General features: G+C 50.7%; 16 protein-coding genes. 10 read left to right on the plus strand and 6 right to left on the minus strand.

Annotated features, from left to right (window positions below; translation table 11 throughout):
* Window positions 1-120 precede the first annotated feature (120 nt).
* The 3 genes from acs (at window position 121) to RBT11_04930 (ending at window position 5,461) form a co-directional block, all read left to right on the plus strand.
* Window positions 121-2,094 carry an acetate--CoA ligase gene (gene acs / locus RBT11_04920; GenBank protein ID MDX9786089.1) on the plus strand — a complete coding sequence of 658 codons (1,974 nt, stop codon included), beginning with the start codon at window positions 121-123 and terminating at the stop codon, window positions 2,092-2,094.
* 402 nt (window positions 2,095-2,496) lie between these two features.
* A complete protein-coding gene (locus RBT11_04925) occupies window positions 2,497-3,681 on the plus strand; it encodes a thiolase family protein (GenBank protein ID MDX9786090.1) in 1,185 nt (394 codons plus the stop codon).
* A gap of 205 nt (window positions 3,682-3,886) precedes the next feature.
* On the plus strand, window positions 3,887-5,461 hold the full coding sequence (locus tag RBT11_04930) for a CoA-transferase (GenBank protein ID MDX9786091.1): 1,575 nt from the start codon (window positions 3,887-3,889) through the stop codon (window positions 5,459-5,461).
* Window positions 5,462-5,678: 217 nt separating this feature from the next.
* Here RBT11_04930 and RBT11_04935 read toward each other — a convergent pair whose 3' ends face one another.
* Together RBT11_04935 and RBT11_04940 are read right to left on the minus strand one after the other, a co-directional pair.
* Complete coding sequence (locus RBT11_04935; GenBank protein MDX9786092.1) at window positions 5,679-6,278, minus strand: hypothetical protein; 600 nt, start codon at window positions 6,276-6,278, stop codon at window positions 5,679-5,681.
* Between the two features lie 168 nt (window positions 6,279-6,446).
* On the minus strand, window positions 6,447-8,189 hold the full coding sequence (locus RBT11_04940; GenBank protein MDX9786093.1) for an aldehyde ferredoxin oxidoreductase C-terminal domain-containing protein: 1,743 nt from the start codon (window positions 8,187-8,189) through the stop codon (window positions 6,447-6,449).
* A gap of 442 nt (window positions 8,190-8,631) precedes the next feature.
* Here RBT11_04940 and RBT11_04945 point away from each other — a divergent pair, with 442 nt between their 5' ends.
* Window positions 8,632-9,171, plus strand: coding sequence for a lytic transglycosylase domain-containing protein (locus RBT11_04945; protein MDX9786094.1), 540 nt, complete (start codon window positions 8,632-8,634; stop codon window positions 9,169-9,171).
* A 72-nt stretch (window positions 9,172-9,243) separates the two neighbouring features.
* On the opposite strand, the gene cfa is transcribed toward RBT11_04945, so the two are convergent.
* The gene (gene cfa, locus RBT11_04950) at window positions 9,244-10,362 is read right to left on the minus strand and encodes a cyclopropane fatty acyl phospholipid synthase (protein ID MDX9786095.1); all 1,119 of its coding nucleotides are present in this window, start codon (window positions 10,360-10,362) and stop codon (window positions 9,244-9,246) included.
* A gap of 410 nt (window positions 10,363-10,772) precedes the next feature.
* Between cfa and RBT11_04955 the strand changes: the two genes are divergently transcribed.
* Window positions 10,773-11,192 carry a nucleoside 2-deoxyribosyltransferase gene (locus RBT11_04955; GenBank protein ID MDX9786096.1) on the plus strand — a complete coding sequence of 140 codons (420 nt, stop codon included), beginning with the start codon at window positions 10,773-10,775 and terminating at the stop codon, window positions 11,190-11,192.
* A gap of 118 nt (window positions 11,193-11,310) precedes the next feature.
* Here the strand turns inward: RBT11_04955 and RBT11_04960 are convergent, their stop codons facing one another.
* Entirely contained in the window at window positions 11,311-11,589 is a 279-nt protein-coding gene (locus RBT11_04960) for a hypothetical protein (protein MDX9786097.1), read from the minus strand.
* 126 nt (window positions 11,590-11,715) lie between these two features.
* Window positions 11,716-13,116, minus strand: a complete 1,401-nt coding sequence (locus RBT11_04965) for a sigma-54 dependent transcriptional regulator (GenBank protein MDX9786098.1) — start codon at window positions 13,114-13,116, stop codon at window positions 11,716-11,718.
* A gap of 428 nt (window positions 13,117-13,544) precedes the next feature.
* Here RBT11_04965 and dksA point away from each other — a divergent pair, with 428 nt between their 5' ends.
* The 4 genes from dksA (at window position 13,545) to RBT11_04985 (ending at window position 15,559) form a co-directional block, all read left to right on the plus strand.
* On the plus strand, window positions 13,545-13,910 hold the full coding sequence (gene dksA / locus RBT11_04970; GenBank protein MDX9786099.1) for an RNA polymerase-binding protein DksA: 366 nt from the start codon (window positions 13,545-13,547) through the stop codon (window positions 13,908-13,910).
* A 40-nt stretch (window positions 13,911-13,950) separates the two neighbouring features.
* Window positions 13,951-14,148 (plus strand): DUF2892 domain-containing protein, encoded by a 198-nt coding sequence (locus RBT11_04975; protein ID MDX9786100.1) that lies wholly within the window; start codon window positions 13,951-13,953, stop codon window positions 14,146-14,148.
* Between the two features lie 184 nt (window positions 14,149-14,332).
* Window positions 14,333-14,800 (plus strand): chemotaxis protein CheX, encoded by a 468-nt coding sequence (locus RBT11_04980; GenBank protein MDX9786101.1) that lies wholly within the window; start codon window positions 14,333-14,335, stop codon window positions 14,798-14,800.
* Window positions 14,801-14,986: 186 nt separating this feature from the next.
* Window positions 14,987-15,559, plus strand: a complete 573-nt coding sequence (locus tag RBT11_04985) for a hypothetical protein (protein MDX9786102.1) — start codon at window positions 14,987-14,989, stop codon at window positions 15,557-15,559.
* Between the two features lie 18 nt (window positions 15,560-15,577).
* Here the strand turns inward: RBT11_04985 and RBT11_04990 are convergent, their stop codons facing one another.
* The gene (locus tag RBT11_04990; protein ID MDX9786103.1) at window positions 15,578-16,426 is read right to left on the minus strand and encodes a sugar phosphate isomerase/epimerase family protein; all 849 of its coding nucleotides are present in this window, start codon (window positions 16,424-16,426) and stop codon (window positions 15,578-15,580) included.
* Between the two features lie 301 nt (window positions 16,427-16,727).
* Here RBT11_04990 and RBT11_04995 point away from each other — a divergent pair, with 301 nt between their 5' ends.
* Entirely contained in the window at window positions 16,728-16,979 is a 252-nt protein-coding gene (locus RBT11_04995) for a hypothetical protein (GenBank protein ID MDX9786104.1), read from the plus strand.
* Window positions 16,980-17,013: the final 34 nt, after the last annotated feature.

Consider the following 17,013-nt stretch of genomic DNA (forward strand, 5'->3'; position numbering starts at 1 on the left):
ATTCTGCTGCCATTTATTCGCCCCCCGCCTGATTGGCTGTTGCAATTTCTCTTTTTTTTATATATAAAAAGCAAGTTGTTATCTCAAACCCATTCCTCTCACTTGGAAAAGGAGGTCGGCATGTCGGACACACCCTTGAAGGAAGTCTACCCGGTTCCAGATCATTTCCGCAGTCAGGCTTGGATCAAAAGCCGCAAGGAGTACGCCGCGCTGTACAAGGAGTCCATCGAAAACAGCGACGGATTTTGGGCACGAATGGCCGAGCAGCAGGTGACGTGGTTTAAGAAGTGGGACAAGGTGCAGGACTACAAATACTCCAAGGACGAGGTATACGTAAAGTGGTTCGAGGGCGGCAAGCTGAATGTCAGCTACAACTGCCTCGATCGGCACCTGGCAAGCCGGGGCGACCAGGTCGCCATTCTCTGGGAAGGCAACGAGCCCTCGGATGACAGGACGCTGACTTACCAGCAACTCCATGACCAAGTGTGCCGCTTCGCCAACGTGCTTAAGGGCCGGGGCATTAAAAAGGGCGACGTCGTCTCCATCTATCTGCCGATGATCCCCGAGTTGGCCATCGCCATGCTGGCGTGCACCCGCATCGGCGCAATTCATTCCATCGTATTCGGCGGGTTTTCCGCAGACGCCCTGAAGGACCGTATTCAGGACTGCGGTTCCATCTTCCTGATAACCTGCGACGGTTACTACCGGGGTAAAAAACTGGTAGACCAGAAGGTCCAGGCCGATCAGGCCATGGCACAGTGTCCAACCCTTAAGGCCTGCGCGGTGGTGAATCACGTCGGCTCCGATTTGACACCCACCATGCAGCCGGGCCGCGACTTCTGGTTTCAGGAGGCGGTGGACAAAGCCAGCGCAGATTGTGTGCCCGAGCAGATGGACGCTGAAGCCCCGCTGTTCATTCTCTACACCTCTGGATCCACGGGTAAGCCCAAGGGGGTCATGCACACCACCGGCGGCTACCTGGTGTATACCAGCCTGACCCACAAATACGTTTTCGACTATCACGACGGTGACGTCTACTTCTGTACCGCCGACATCGGCTGGGTGACGGGGCACAGTTACATTGTCTATGGGCCCCTGTGCAACGGCGCCATCTCCCTGATGTTCGAAGGCGTGCCAAATTACCCGGACGCCGGTCGCTTTTGGGACATCGTCGGCAAGCACAAGGTCAACGTGCTGTACACCGCCCCGACGGCGATCCGCGCCATTGCCGCCCAGGGCAACGCCTTCATCACAGATCGGTTGGATAAACTGGACAGTTTGCGTCTGTTGGGCACCGTCGGCGAGCCGATCAACCCCGAGGCATGGAAGTGGTATTTCGAACTGCCCGGCCGCTCCAAGTGCCCCATCGTGGACACTTGGTGGCAGACGGAGACCGGGGGTATCCTGATCACCGGCCTTCCCGGTGCTATCGACATGAAGCCAGGCAAGGCCACCACCCCGTTTTTCGGCGTGGAACCGGTGATTGTGGATTCCGAAAAGGGAACCCTTCTAGAAGGCGTGGCCAGCGGCGCCTTATGCATCAAACGGCCCTGGCCCGGTCAGATGCGCGGTGTTTACGGTGACGCTGACCGTTTTCGTCAAACCTATTTCGTGCAGTATGACGGATACTATTTCAGCGGCGACGGAGCCAATCGCGACGCGGACGGCGACTATCAGATCACCGGTCGCATCGACGACGTCATCAATGTCTCCGGGCATCGCATGGGCACCGCCGAGGTGGAGAGCGCCCTGGTGCTGCACCCTCTGGTCGCAGAGGCCGCGGTGGTCGGCTACCCGAACGAGATCAAGGGCCAGGGAATATACGCCTACGTGACTCTGAACGCCGGGGTGGAACCTACCGATGCGCTGCGCAAAGAATTGGTGACACTAGTGCGTAAAGAAATCGGCCCCATTGCCAGTCCGGATTTCATTCAGTGGGCACCCGGTCTGCCAAAGACTCGTTCCGGCAAGATCATGCGCCGCATTCTGCGCAAAATCGCCGCCAACGAGATATCCGCCGGATTCGGCGACACCTCCACGCTGCTCGACCCCGGCGTGGTGGATACCCTGGTAGAGACCCGCGCCAATAAGTAGGAAATCGGTAAACGGCAGTGCCCGAAACCGGCCCTTAAGGCCTGTTTCTAAAGCATTCACAGCGCATCACGTTAATTCCGCGCCAATTTATCCGCGCGTATCCGCCTATGCTGATCAGGCCGAAACCCGCCCCGACATGTCGGGGGTGAGCTTCGGCCTGATTATTTATTGCAATTGTCAATATTTTTCTATATGAAAGCAAGTTCATGTCCTAATTATAGGATAGGTGCCGGTATTCGGTCGCGGCTATATCGGCTGAACCGGATGGATATCTATTAATGAAATGAATAAAAGGAAGCCAAGACCAATCAATCGCAATATCGCATAAACCAAATGAAAAACAGCTTAAAACCTGTTGAACAATCACATGCTACATACAATGATGATAAGGAGGACGCTTTAATGTTAAAATTAGAAGATTGTGTCATCGTTAGTGCCGTTCGAATTCCTATCGGCCGATTTGGTGGTACCCTGAGAGATTTTAAAGTGTATGATCTTGGCGCCGCGGCGATTCGAGCCGCTATCGAGAGAGCCGGAATCGATCCGGAGATAGTGGATGAAGTGATCATGTCCCATACGCGCCAGGATGGGACGGGAACAAACCCGGCCAGAACAGCCGCCCTAAAAGGGGGCGTTCCCATTGCGAAACCCGCCCATACGGTCAACAAGGTCTGCGCAGCCGGTTTGAAGGCTGTTTCCCTCGCGACCCAGGCCCTTCGCGTGGGAGACGCCGAGGTCATTGTTGTGGGCGGCATGGAAAGCATGAGCAATATTCCTCATATCCTGCGAAACGCTCGTTGGCAGGGTTTCAGACTGACTGACATCAAGATTGAGGACGGATTCTTGTATCTTATCTGCCCGTTTTGCGGCCTCAGTCCCGGATTGACCGCCGAGCAAACGGCCGTGAAATACAAACTCACCAGAGAGCAACAGGATCAAATCGGTTACGACAGCCACAGAAGGGCCGTCAAGGCTTGGGAAGACGGCGTCTTTAACAACGAAGTCGTGCCCATCACCATTCCGGCCACAAAGAAGACCCCGGAGATCCTTTTTGCAAAAGATGAGTGCCTGAGGCCCGATGTAAGCCTGGAAAGCATGAGCAAGCTTGCCCCCGCCTTTAAAAAAGATGGAACCATCACGGCCGGACAGTCTTCTGGCGTCACGGACGGTGCGGGCGCCATGGTCATGATGACCCGAAAGAAGGCAAATGAGCTGGGTCTCAAACCCATGGCTCATGTCGTGGATTACATGTTCTATGGCGTAGAGCCGGGATACTTTCCTGAGGGACCTGCGGTGACCGTTCCCAAACATCTCAAAAAAATGGGATTGACCATAGATGATATTACCGCTTTTGAAATCAACGAAGCCTTTGCGGTCGTCAACTGCATCTGCATCAACGAAGCGGGCATTCCCTGGGAAAAGACCAACATGCACGGAAGCGGCATCTCCCTGGGCCATCCCACGGGCTATACCGGCGCGAGACTCACCCTGCATCTGGCAAACATTCTGAAACCGGGTGAATACGGCGTCGCATCAGCCTGCGGCGCGGGCGGTGTTACCGGCTCCCTGATCGTACAGGGTGAATAGGAACTGAAGAAAACGTGACGGCCGGCGATAAAACGCCTGTTCATTGGTGACAGGGCCGGCCGACGCGGCTTTACGGGAAAACCGGTCGCGGTTGACCGTAATATGGCGCAACTCCGAACTTGTCACGCAATTTTTTGCCGTTATCGGCGTTGCGCAACAGGTCCGGTTTCCATTTTACATTATGAAAAAGCACCAAGGAGAACGCATGAAAAAGTTAATGTCGGTAGAGGACGTACCGAAGCTGGTCCGTGACGGAGATACGGTAACGGGTAGCGGTTTTAGTTTTATGGCGCCGGAGGAACTGTTCATCGCGCTAAAAGAAAGTTTCTTAAAAACGGGCCATCCGAGGGACCTGACCTTGTTTATACCCGGCGGCGCCGGGGATACGCGCGGCAGAGGCTTCGACCATTTTGCTCATGAAGGAATGGTCAAAAAGATCATTGGGCCCTATTTCAACCTGACGCCCGGACTGGGAAAAATGATCCTTGAGGAAAAGGTGGAGGCGTATATGCTCCCCGTGGGCGCCATGGCTCAGCAGCTCAGAGAAGTTGCTGGCAAGCGGCCCGGTTTGATCACCCACGTCGGACTGGGAACGTTTGTGGACCCGCGCCTTGAAGGCGGTCGCATGAACTCTATTTCGAAGGAAAGCTATACCTCACTTATCGAGATAGATGGTAAGACATGGCTCCACTACAAGCCTATCCATATCGATGTTGCTCTGATCAAGGTCACCACCGTCGATGAGTTCGGTAATTCGACAATGGAAAAGGAAGCCGGCTCGCTTTTAATCCTGCCCATGGCAATGGCAACCCATAACTGCGGCGGAAAGGTCATCGCTCAGACGGAACGGATCACGAAAAAGGGAGCTCTCAACCCCAGCCATGTGAAAGTACCGGGTATCCTGGTCGACGGCGTGGTCGTCGCCAAACCGGAAAACCATTGGATGACATGGAGAGAACAGTACAACCCCGCTCGTAGCGGCGAGATAAAGGTCCCCGATATCGGCCTTCGGCCGGTGGATTTATGTGCTGAAAAGGTGGTTGCCCGCCGCGCCCTTCTCGAGCTCTGCCCGGGCGAAGTGGTGAACCTGGGGGCGGGAATGCCCGAGTTTGTATCCTCCGTCGCATGGGAGGAAAAAGTTTTTGATAAAATCGTACTGTCCGTGGAAGCCGGAATGATCGGCGGCGTTCCCGGATACGCGCTTCAATTCAACACCGCCAGCAATCCCGACGCCATTATCGACCAGGTCAGCCAAATGGACCTCTATGACGGCGGTGGAAATGACGTAAGCTGCGTGGGCTTTGCACAGATCGACAGCAAAGGAAACGTAAACGTGAGCAAGCTCAGCATGCGCATTCCCGGCGTGGGCGGCTATTTGAACGTTTTTCCCCGAGCGAAAAAACGCATCAATGCCGGGGCGTTTACCGCTGGCAAGTCGGATATCAAGATCGAGAACGGAAAAGTGCGAATTGTGAAAAACGGGCCTATCATTAAATTCGTCGATCAGGTTGACCAGGTGACACTCAACTGGGATTATGTCAATCCTGGGGACATCCCAACGGTCATTATCACCGAGCGAGCCGTTTTTCATTACAGCACGGAAGGTCTGGTCCTCAAGGAGATAGCACCGGGCGTAAACCTGGAAAATGACATTTTCAGCCAAATGGCGTTTAAGCCGATTATCGCTCCGGATCTCAAAGAAATGCCTCCTGAGATCTTTAAGGATGAGCCGCTTAATTTGGAACTTAGTGAACCCTGGAAGAGCTTTTCTCTTTACTAGGCCCACGCCAGAACCTTCCCGTTCCTGAAGCGCGCTGTGAATTTTTCGGTTACCGACTTCGGCATTTTCGACCGAAAGCGCTGCCCGCTGCAGGAACGGGCCATACATTTTAGGTCAACAATCTGAATAAAAATATCAGCAGCCGATACTTTTCAGCTAAATGTTGTATAGGGCAAACCGTTTGATACAGGCATGGACCGTCATAAACACAAGCGGTTCAACCGCTGGTCACAATTTGCAACCGGACAGATTGTTCGGTACAAAGGCAACTTTTGATTATTTCAAAATCTGCGGGTTGTCCCTCAAGCAGGAGGACAGCACCGCCGTCTCTCAGTTCTTGTCGACAGCCGGTCAGCCGGTTCAGCAGATCTTTTCCGGTCACAGTGACTCCCCGGCAAAGCAGACGGGCACCCAAATCCTGAAGAACACGGTTAAAAAGCTTGACGGTTACATTTGCCGGTCCAGCCTCGTGATTCAAGGCCGGATTGTCCATTGAGATTTCCCGCCGCAGACCCCGCAGTATTCCTTTGGTTCGCAATACCGCACCGGCCAGTCCCGGCATGGCGGCACTTAAGGCCAGCACCGCGCCATCGTGGACAACGGTTTCATCAAGGTTGTCCACGGCCTTGCCGTCCAGCAAGATGGTTTGGATGCCGTTTTCCAGATAATCAGGCTCAATGCCGATCTGGTCGCACAATAAACGGCGCACCGTGATGCCGGCGGCGGTGGTTAGGATCACGCCTTTTAACACCAACAGATGAAAACAGGAAACCAGCTCCGGAGATTTGCTTAAATCAATGGATACGCTAATGGCCATAATGTTCTAAGCCAACCGGGATAGGCCGGAATGAAGCATATTTGTCTTTTTTGACTAAAATTGAATGTAAAATAAACACCATACCGCCTCACGCCCGAAAAAGGAGCCCCGCAACGGGACTCCTCGTTATAACAAAACAAGTGCTAACGAAATCGCAACGCGATGCCATTAAAAATTGAAGACCTGGTCCAGTTCCTCGTCCGAGACATTAAAAACGACGTTGTGGGGCGGCAACGGTTGCTTCTGGAAAAATGTGGGCAATCTGTCGTCCTTGTTGGAAAAACCGGCTTTTTCATTGAAGGTTCGCTCCATTTTTAGCACTTTTTGGCCCAGGGCCGTCACGTCGTCAGCGGTCAAGGACGCGCCTGTAAAGGTGCTGATTACATCAAGCAGGGCCTGGAAGGTGTCGGCCTGATCGAGAATGGCAAAGGCGATGAACAGGCACATACCGGTGGAATCGATGGCTGCGGTGGCAATCTGCAGGTTGCGCGACAGCTCGACCTGTCCAACAGGTTTGAGCGGATCCACCGAGCCGCCGACCCCGAGGATGTTGGCTGTCACGGCGTAGCCGGCCGTGTGATCGGCACCCATGGTGGAAGTGGCATAGGTCACGCCGATGCCCTGAACGGCGCGTGGGTCATAAGCCGGCATGGCCTGGCGCTTAACTACGGGGATGCGCTCTACGCCAAAAACCTGGCCGGTTACCGCAGCGCCGCTGCCCAAAATCCGACCCAGGGCCGTTCCCTGGCCCACTTCCTTGACCAGACGGATGGCCGCCTCGGCATCGCCGAATTTGGCCAAGCCCCCTTCCATGGCCACGCCGATAGTGGCCCCCATTTCAATAGTATCAATGCCAAAGTCATCATCCAAGCGGTCCAGTTGGGCAATGACATCCAAATCGTCGATGCCGCAGTTACTGCCGTGAGCCCAAACCGTTTCATATTCGGGCTGTTTGGTAACATAAACTCCGTTTTGGTCGAAAAACGTTCCTGAGCAGCGGATCACGCAGCCCCGGTGACACCCGTTGGTAGCAGACCCTTTGCCGCCGCGCTGGTTTTCCAACTCAGCCTGGGTTTCTCCGCAGATCTTGGCGCAGCCCTCGAAGCGGCCAGAAGTAAAGTTGCGTGTGGGAAGTCCCCCAGCCTCATTGATCACGTTTTGCAGCACATTGGTGCCATAATCCGGTAACCCCTGCCCGGTGACCGGATGTCTGCGCAGCCCTTCCACAAAACGCTTGTTGGCTTCCTTAAACTTATCCGGATCAGCCGGTTTTCGCGTTTTCAGACCGGAATCGTCCACCACGATGACCTTGACGCCTTTGGCACCCATCACGGCCCCAACACCGCCCCGAGCAGCATGCCGGGTCGGCCGTAGCTCGATATCGGTAAAGGCAACAGAGGCCGCGGACAGTTTCATCTCACCGGCCTGGCCGATAGAGATGCAGGCGATCTTGTCGCCGAACTCGGCCTTCATTTTTTCCACGACAGCGTAATTACCCATCATCTTCAAGCTGCTGTCCGCAGTGATGGTAACCCCGCCCGGCGAGATCACCACTTTGTACAAAGTGTCATCAGCCGGTTTGCCTTCCAATACGATGGCAGCATAGCCAAGGCGGCCCAGCATCTGGGAAGGCTGCCCCCCGGAGTTGGCCTCCTTGATGCCGCCGGTTAACGGGCTCTTACAACCCACCGAGATGCGGCCAGACATGGCTGCAGTTGATCCGCTTAGAAGTCCGGGTGCAATGACAAGCTTATTGTCCGCACTCAGTGGATGGCAAAGGGGTGGGACCTCGCCGGCCACGATGGCCGAAGTCATGGCACGGCCACCCAAACCGGTGTAAGCCCCCAGCGGCTCAACGCGATAAGCGGGACCACCGGTGGCCCCCATATCGATTCTCAAAATCTTGTCCATGGGAAACCTCCTTTGACGTGAAAGACAATCGGTTGCGGTCAACAGCCGATCCGCTTAATGAGAAAGGTAACCAAGCTAATGCATGTTCTGCTATTATGCTTGGTTTGTAGGTATTGTGTCAAGGATAGACAATAATTTGCTGTAAATCAGCGCAGTTGAAAATAATGTGTGGTTTTGATGTTATTCCTCAATTCGTTCAGCATATCACCTCAGTGGAAGCAAAAAGAAAGGGGTGTGTTTATAACCCGATTTTCATTAAAAACCCAAAAATTGTTAATAAATTGATATAAAAAGAAAAGCACTTCTTGCTGTGTTAAAAAGCATGTGCTATGAAGGTTTTATTTTATTGGAATCGAGTCCGTGCAAGCATTGTATTGAACGGGGGCACTTTACATTGCGGCATCTCAAACATACGGTAATGAGTGTTTTAGCGGCTGGATGGATGTTCTTCGCTACGCCCCCCCCCGTGCATGCGGATATTTACATGTACCGTGACCAAAATGGGGTTTTTCACTTCACCAATGTCCCTACCTCGCCAAAATATCAATTATTTTTGAAGGAAAGGGACCCTGAGCCATCAAATACCCGGTCTACGACATGTTATGATCATCTGATCACCCAAGCATCGGCGTTGCATGGTGTTTCCTTCTCTCTGTTGAAAGCGGTCATTAAAGCAGAATCCGGTTTCAACCCAAAGGCTGTATCCAAAAAAGGCGCCATGGGACTGATGCAAATCATGCCCGATAATTTCAAGATGCTGAATATCTCTGATCCCTTTGATCCCTGGGAAAATATCATGGCCGGCTCCCAGTATCTTAAAGAAATGCTGAATCGCTACAAGGGCACGCTGCGCTTGGCGCTTGCCGCGTATAATGCCGGTCCCGGCGCCGTGGACCAATACAATGGGATTCCCCCCTATCCCGAAACTCAGCAATATATTCAGCAAGTGCTTAAATATTATAATTTATTTAAGGATGCCTGATCGCAAACCGGCCCATCCTTTCTAATTGGCATGCAGCAGGTGTTTTGAGAAAATCAGAATGAAATACGGTTGTTACCGCGGAGAGTTATAGCCTCCGGGCACGCCGTTTGCCGACAGGACAATCTGCCACACTTGATTTCTTCTGGCGCGAAACGAACCGGCGCAGGAAAGTAGATAATACGACCACATTCTGAAAAACCGATCATCAAAACAAGAGGCCAACACACACTGGTTTTCCAGAAAATTATGATACCACTGCATCAATGTTCGGTCATAATCGGCGCCGAAATTGTGCCAATCCTCGATAACAAAAAAGCCCTCAATGGCCGAGGTAATCTGCTTGGCAGAAGGCACCAAGGAATTCGGGAAAATGTATCGCTCAATCCACGGGTCATTGCAGCAGACGGATTGATCGTTGCCGATGGTGTGGAGCAAAAAAAGCCCATTCTCCTTTAAGCAACGCCTGGCGACACGGAAAAACTCGGAATAGTTTTTATAGCCGACGTGTTCAAACATGCCGATCGAAAAAATACGGTCAAAAGAGCCTTTTATGTTTCGGTAATCTTGTAAGCGAATCTCAACAGGCAATTCCTTGCAGATCGCTTTTCCATGCGCTGCCTGGTTTTCGGAAACCGTAATGCCGACCACTTCAACCCCGTATCTCTCGGCGATAAACTTAGCACTGCCGCCCCAGCCACAACCGATATCAAGCACCCGCATCCCGGGAGCCAGATTGAGTTTCGCAGCCACTATTCCCAGCTTCGCCGCTTGGGCATCATCAAGGGTGTCAGCGTCTTTCCAATAGCCGCAGCTGTAGATCAACCGATTATCGAGCATGTGTCGGTACAAATGATCGCCGATATCATAATGCTGTTGCGCCACCTGAAACGAACGATTCAAACTTTGCCGATTGACGAGCTTCGCCCTCAAGAGGTCCAGCACCACCGTCAGTGTTTTAATCCGTGTGTCCAGCCGTGCCTTCAATATGCGGCAAAAAAACTCGTCCAGTTTTTCGCAGTCCCACCATCCATCCATGTAGGACTCGCCTAACCCGAGAGAGCCTTGAGCGGTCACCCGGGAATAAAAATTATGGTTATGAACCTGAATATCCCAAGGTGCAGGGCCGTCTATTTCAATATCCGCGCCCGACAATAGCCTTTCGATCTTTCCCCGAAAATATCGATGCGACATTTTACCCCTCCGGCGGTTTCTTTTTACCGAAAGTTTTTTAAAAACATCACACGGATCACTATTCGTAAGTCGGAACCCAATGCCTAATCCGGCAAAGCCGGATGCTGGAATGCATAAAAGCCATCTTTCACTTTCGGCGAATATACACGCAAAAGCGTGCCTGTTTCTGGTAAAGGGCCTAGCAGCAAAGGGTTTCCGTATTCAATTTTTTTCTTTAAAATGTAACGCAAGACAACCCGTATTTGTCAATAATTTAATTGCAAACGATTCCTGCTGTAAGGTTTTTCTTGAGGCCTATGATTGTTATCTTCAAGTTTGACTTTCGATCGTAAAGGTGTTCTGAAAACAGAAAAAATCTGCCGGAATAAATAATTTTCAGACCTTCATATGAACGAAAAGGGAAAAAACGAATGAAGATCTATTTTGCCGGGTCAATCCGCGGCGGCAGGGATGATGCCGCCATGTATGAGACCCTGATCGAATTCTTACGCACTTTCGGCAAGGTGTTGACGGAGCATGTGGGCAATCTTGAGCTAACGGAAAAAGGCGATGACGGTCCGAATGACCCGTTCATCCATGACCGGGATATGAAATGGCTGGCTGACTGCGATTTGGTTGTGGCCGAAGTGTCAATTCCTTCCTTAGGCGTTGGATATGAACTGGGATGGGCCACGGCTTTACAAAAGCCGGTGTTGTGCCTTTACCGACCAACAGATCAACGCCCGTTATCCGCCATGATTGCCGGGAGTTCCGGCATTCAGACGGCCGCTTATTCGCAACCTGAAGAGGCAAAAGCCATACTAAATGCATTTATTCAAAAAATGACTTAAAAGTTTAACGATAACCCGCGAAGGTCTTTGGCCGTCATGCAGCCCAACCGCTCGGCTTCCGGCTTTGCCGGCTTAGGGCGTGGGTGGCGCTCATGGTAGGGCTCACGTTCCGAGTCGCTTACGCATCGGCCTCTTCAATAATTTCATATTCCATGATTTTTATCATATCCGGCTTCCCTTCATTCTTTTTGATGTTCCCGGATAGCTTTATTTTTTTCCCCGCATGCACCAAAACCCGTCGACCGATCTCATTGCGCATATCAATCTGATATGTTTTTTCATTATAAGCCGCGATTGACCAAGAAGTCGCCTTACCATCGGCATCCCAAGCATTCGGGATGATAATTCCGATGATATGCCGAAAACGAGTTTCCGTGCTCCCCCTTTTTTTTCGCATGCCCAAATCCGTTATTTTCGAATTTATTATCACTTGTTACGGATATGCATAAGCAAAGGGTGTACCAAAATTTAAACTTTGTAAAAAAGAGGCGAAACAGCGTAATCTCGTCGGAACATTCATTGATTATCGTTTAAACTCCTCCTTTCGCAACCCATACCGAAGCATCAGCTTATGAAGTTGCCGGGTGGTGATACCGGCTTCCCCTGCGGATTTATTTATTTTCCCGTTATTTCTCGCCATTAACGATTTTAAATATTGTTGCTCAAAGTTGTCCACAACCTGCCGCCTTGCCTCGGCCAGCGGCAATGATTCATCCACGGCAAAAAAAGCGGCCCGGCCGTCATCATCAAAAAGTTCCTTCGGGAAACAATCCGGCGTAAGCCGACTGGACGATTCTAAAATATAGGCTCGTTCCATCAGATTTTCGAGTTCCCGAATGTTGCCCGGCCATGAATATTGTCGAAACGCATGAAGGACTTGCGGATGCACACCGTGAATATCTTTCTGGAACTCCCGATTCAGTTTTTTTAAAAAAAATTCAACCAAAAGGGGAATATCTTCGATCCGTTCCCGCAATGGAGGGATTTCAATCGGAAAAACGTTCAATCTATAGTACAGATCCTTTCTAAACAGGCCATCCATCGTCATTTTTTTTAAATCGGCGTTTGAGGCCGATATCACCCTGGCATTGGTCTTGAGTGAGCCTTCACCGCCGACTCGGCTGAAAGTGCCGTCCTGCAAAACCTGAAGCAGCTTGATTTGCGCCGATGGCGTGATCGTGCCAATTTCATCCAGAAAAATCGAGCCGCTGTTGGCAATCTCGAATTTGCCGAGCTTTCTTCTCGAAGCGCCCGTAAACGATCCCTTTTCATGCCCGTACAACTCGCTTTCCAGCAGGGTATCCGGTATCGCGCCGCAGTGGACACTGATAAACTGCGCGCCGCTGCGGTTGCTGTGTGCGTGAATCAACTTTGCAATCAGGCCTTTGCCCGTTCCCGTCTCGCCAATGATGAGGATGGGCGTTTTCGTGGGCGCCACTGAACGAATTTTATTAAATACCGAACGCATATGATCATTTTGGGTTCGAACGAAATCTAAGGCGTCCGCCTTCCAAAACTGTTCCCGCAAATAATCAAGCTCGGATTGAATGATGACGGATGCTTTTAAGCTATCCACCACATAATTAATCTCGCTAGCTTCAAGCGGATAGGTCAGATAATCATAGACCCCTGCTTTAACTGCCATAACGGCTTGCCGAATCAGCAGCTGGGGGGACATGACGATTATTGGAATAAGCGGATATTCCCGCGTAAACGGATTCAGCGCCTCTTGGAACTCGTTGGGCGCTATTTCGGACATCAGCAGCTCTATGTCGAAAAACATCAGGTCATATCGTTTTTGATGAAGGCGCTTTAACGCCTCCCGGCCGTCGGGGACAATCTCCACATGACTGGCCGCACCTAACGCGGAACCGATAACCTCTGCCTGAACTGTGTCAGTCGAAATGACCAAAAAGCTTTGCATCCGTTCTCTCCGGTTTCACAGTATTATTCTGACGAATTATTCCGTGGCGGACTTGTTACCAATTTTTTCTTTCAAATAAAAGAAAATAGGTGCGTTGACGAAGCATAATACAAGAAGTTTGAGTTCCTGAATAGATCTAATCGGAATTATTGGTTCGTATCATGTGCTGATAAGTATCCCCATGCGAATCAAGCAAAAGGGGCGTTTGCCGGCACCACATCAACAAGCGCCGCCATAACCGAAAAAGCAACTGTCATACAATATAACATTTTAGAATTTTGAGATAATAATTATATCAATAAAATGGCACAACCATTGCTTTTCAGTACATCACATAAAAATTCTTGCATCCTGGGCCGGTTAATTATATGCGGCATCTTACAAGCGTCATCAGCAGGATATCGTCATAGGGGGGCGAAGAACAACCGATGAAAAAGAACCATCTTGAATACCTTGAAAATTTACTGCGCAACCAGCTCAGGGATCTTCTGAGCCATAATGAAAACACCATCATGGGTATCCGCGCGCAGGCTCAGGATATTAGCGATCCCTTGGACCGTGCGGCATATGACGAGGACCAAAGCCGACTATTCAGAATAAGGGACAGGGAAAGCAAGCTTATCAAAAAAATAGAAAACGCGCTGGAGGCCATTGAGGAGGGAACATACGGCATATGTGAAGCCTGTGGTGAGGATATCTCTTTTCAACGCCTGCAGGCACGACCGGTTACAACCAAGTGCATCACCTGTAAAATGAGAGAAGAAGAAATGGAAAAGGCGGCGCGCTGGCGATAAACCGAATACCGGTCTCACACCCCGCCGATAAAGGAGAATTATGATGATCGTAACAGATTGGGTTCACGTCATTGCCGGGACATTTATATTAGTAAGTCTTGCACTGGGCACCTGGGCGCATCCATATTGGTATTTTTTTACCGCTTTTGTTGGTGCAAATCTGCTTCAATATGGGATTACTAAATTTTGCCCCATGGCGGTCTTTTTAAAGAAGATGGGGATTCCGGAAAGCCATTGATTTTCACGATTAAATTCAATTAACATCCCAAACAACAACCCATAGAATTCACTTTCATATGGTATCGGCCACTTAACGCTATCTTGCATCAGTGCTATCACCTGCCCCCCCGATCTTTAAAAAGCTAAGAGGGGGCGTGCTTTTTTCTAAGGTGTTGCCATAAGGCACCTTTCGGAGCCCGTAAATGGACGCCAAGCGCATAAACCCCGTTATTCAGGCAATCGTGGACATACTTGAAAAGGTCGGCGCGCTCTCGATAAAAATTCAAAAACCCTTTGTCAAGTCGAATGCCACCGCCAGGGGAGAAATCACCAGCATCATCGTGCTTCGGGGAGATGTCTCCGGAACCGTTTCAATCACCTTTCCGACCAAGTGCATTCTGTCGGTTGTATCGAAAATGCTCGGAGAGCAGATGACGGAGCTCAACGAAGATATCAAGGACGCACTTGGCGAAATCACAAACATGATTTCCGGACAAGCCACTCAACTTTTTGAGATGACCGGGCAAAGCCTGAAAGCCTCCCTGTCCCAGGTCATTGTGGGGAAAAACCATACGATTCCCCACGCGTCGGATGCGACGGTGTTAGGTGTCCCTTGCCAAAGCGAGCATGGTGAAATCACGCTTGAGATGTGTTTTGAAGAAGAGTTTTAATCCGTATCGAATACCGCCCCCCTCTTCCCTTCGAAAACGGCAATTGAAGGTTCTTCCCCAGGCGGCAAATTCAGTTTGTAAATTGCATCTCATTTTAGTATCTGTAATGCATATGCAAACAGTAAAGATTCCCGAATGCCGGTTGGATTGATTATCGCATAATGCAGACACGATTGGAGGCCTTGTATGGATTTTAAAGCACATTTGGAAACCGCCTGGAAACTCACCCTGTCACATATTATTCCGCTTATTTTCATGACATTGGTCATGGCCGTCGTTAGCGCGCTGACTTTCGGCCTGCTGGCCCCCGTAACCATGGCCGGATATATTCATGCCATCATTTTGCTGGTTCGGGATGGCCGGGAACCCAAAATTCAGGATATCTTTTCCCAGATGCGCCTTTTTGTCCCGTTATTATTATTCGGCATCGTTACTGGCATCGCGGTCATGATCGGTTTCATGCTGCTGGTCCTGCCCGGGTTATTGATCATACTGGCGCTTTCCTTCTGCTGCCTCTATATGATACCGCTGATGACCGACAAAGGATTGGGGCTGATGGACGCCATAAAAGAAAGCTATCAAATGGCGATCAAAGGGCAGATTGTGGATCACATCGTGCTGGTCGTGCTTTACCTGGGCATCACAGCAGTCGGCGGCTCTATTTTTGTCGGATTTTTGTTTACCTGTCCGTTGGCGACCATGCTGCTGGCATCCGTATATCTTGAAAACACCGGAGGCGCGGTAACAACCATTTCATGATCGCGCATCTTGTCAGAATCATCCATTTGGATTGATTCCTAACTCATCAAAAATGGGCTGCAGAAAATCAAGGCTCTTTCGACCTGCAGTGTCTGGATCATCTTTATACGTGTATAGCTCCAAACTAATATCGCCCTTATAACCAAGGCGCATCATCTCCCTTAACACGGAAGTAAAATCAATGGCGCCGACGCCGGGAATCAAATGGTGGTGCGCACGGCTGGCGGCGATATCCTCCAAATGGACATGCCTAACCCACTTGAAAAGCGTATTAAACGCGACGGCAGGGTCTTCCCCCGCACAAAAAAAATGACCGATATCAAAATTAAGCCCGACCGCCGAAGAGTGAACGCCCGCGATAAAGTCCAGAAACTGAGCCGAGGTTTCGATCATCAGATCGGGCTCGGGCTCGATCAGCAAGTTAACACCCAGTTTTTCAGCGGTGGGAATTACCTGTGCCAAACCGTCATAAAAAAGCGCCTTTGCTCCCTCTACGGCCATTGCATTTAATGGCCCACCCGGCGGAATTGAAATGTTTTTGCACCCGAGCTCATGCGCCATGTAAAGGCTGTCAAGGGTATGTTGAACCCGAATCGCCCGACGGGCCTCAACCGGCTCAATCCAGGACGGCAAATAGGTATCCCCAACTGCAAACAAGGTAAAACTGTTAATATTCGTAACCTTCATGCAGTGGTTATCAAGGACCGATTTTATTAGATTCACCTCTTTTTCGTCGAAATCAGGGGGGTAAAGATGAGGCCGATCTCCCATAATTTCAACCCCCTTAAACCCCAACCGGGCAATCCGCTCGATAGCCTCGATCAACGTATAATTTACAAATGCGTTGGTGCTGTATCCGAATATCATGTTGCAATCTCCTTATCAGACCCTTTATCAGAAACATGCACGCTTTTGCGTGTATATTCGCCGAAGGTGAAAGATGGCTTTTATGCATCCCAGCATCCCAGCGTCCGGCTTTGCCGGATTAGGAATCGAGTTTATTAGCTTCATTATCACGGGAAACGACGCTTTCAATCAAAAAAAGATTTGAAAAGCCGGTGAAGGACGATTATGGATAGGCGGCATTATGCCGGCTGGGCCGAAAGATAAGGCGCCGAACCCCGAGTGACAGGTTCAAAAAACCGTAACAGTTTGAAAGGAAACCGGTTTGAAAAGTCCTACCAACCGAGTCTTATATTATTTTTTTTATCTTCTTTTTTCCGTGGACACCTGGCGCATTTTGATCGGATTCGTCCTGGCCGCCGTTTTTGCGCCAAAGCTGGCCGCGGACCGCGGTTACACCCTCGGCGCCGAAGTGGTCGTCTGGCTGATGCTTATCGGCATCGGATATGCAGCCGGCAATTACCCCGCCAGGCTTATCAGCAAGGGACTGCAAGGGCTTTTCACGCCAAAACGTTGACAACTTCTTGATAAATAAATAAGTTACACCGGTC

This window comes from Desulfobacterales bacterium (assembly GCA_034003325.1).
GTDB lineage: Bacteria > Desulfobacterota > Desulfobacteria > Desulfobacterales > JAFDDL01 > JAVEYW01.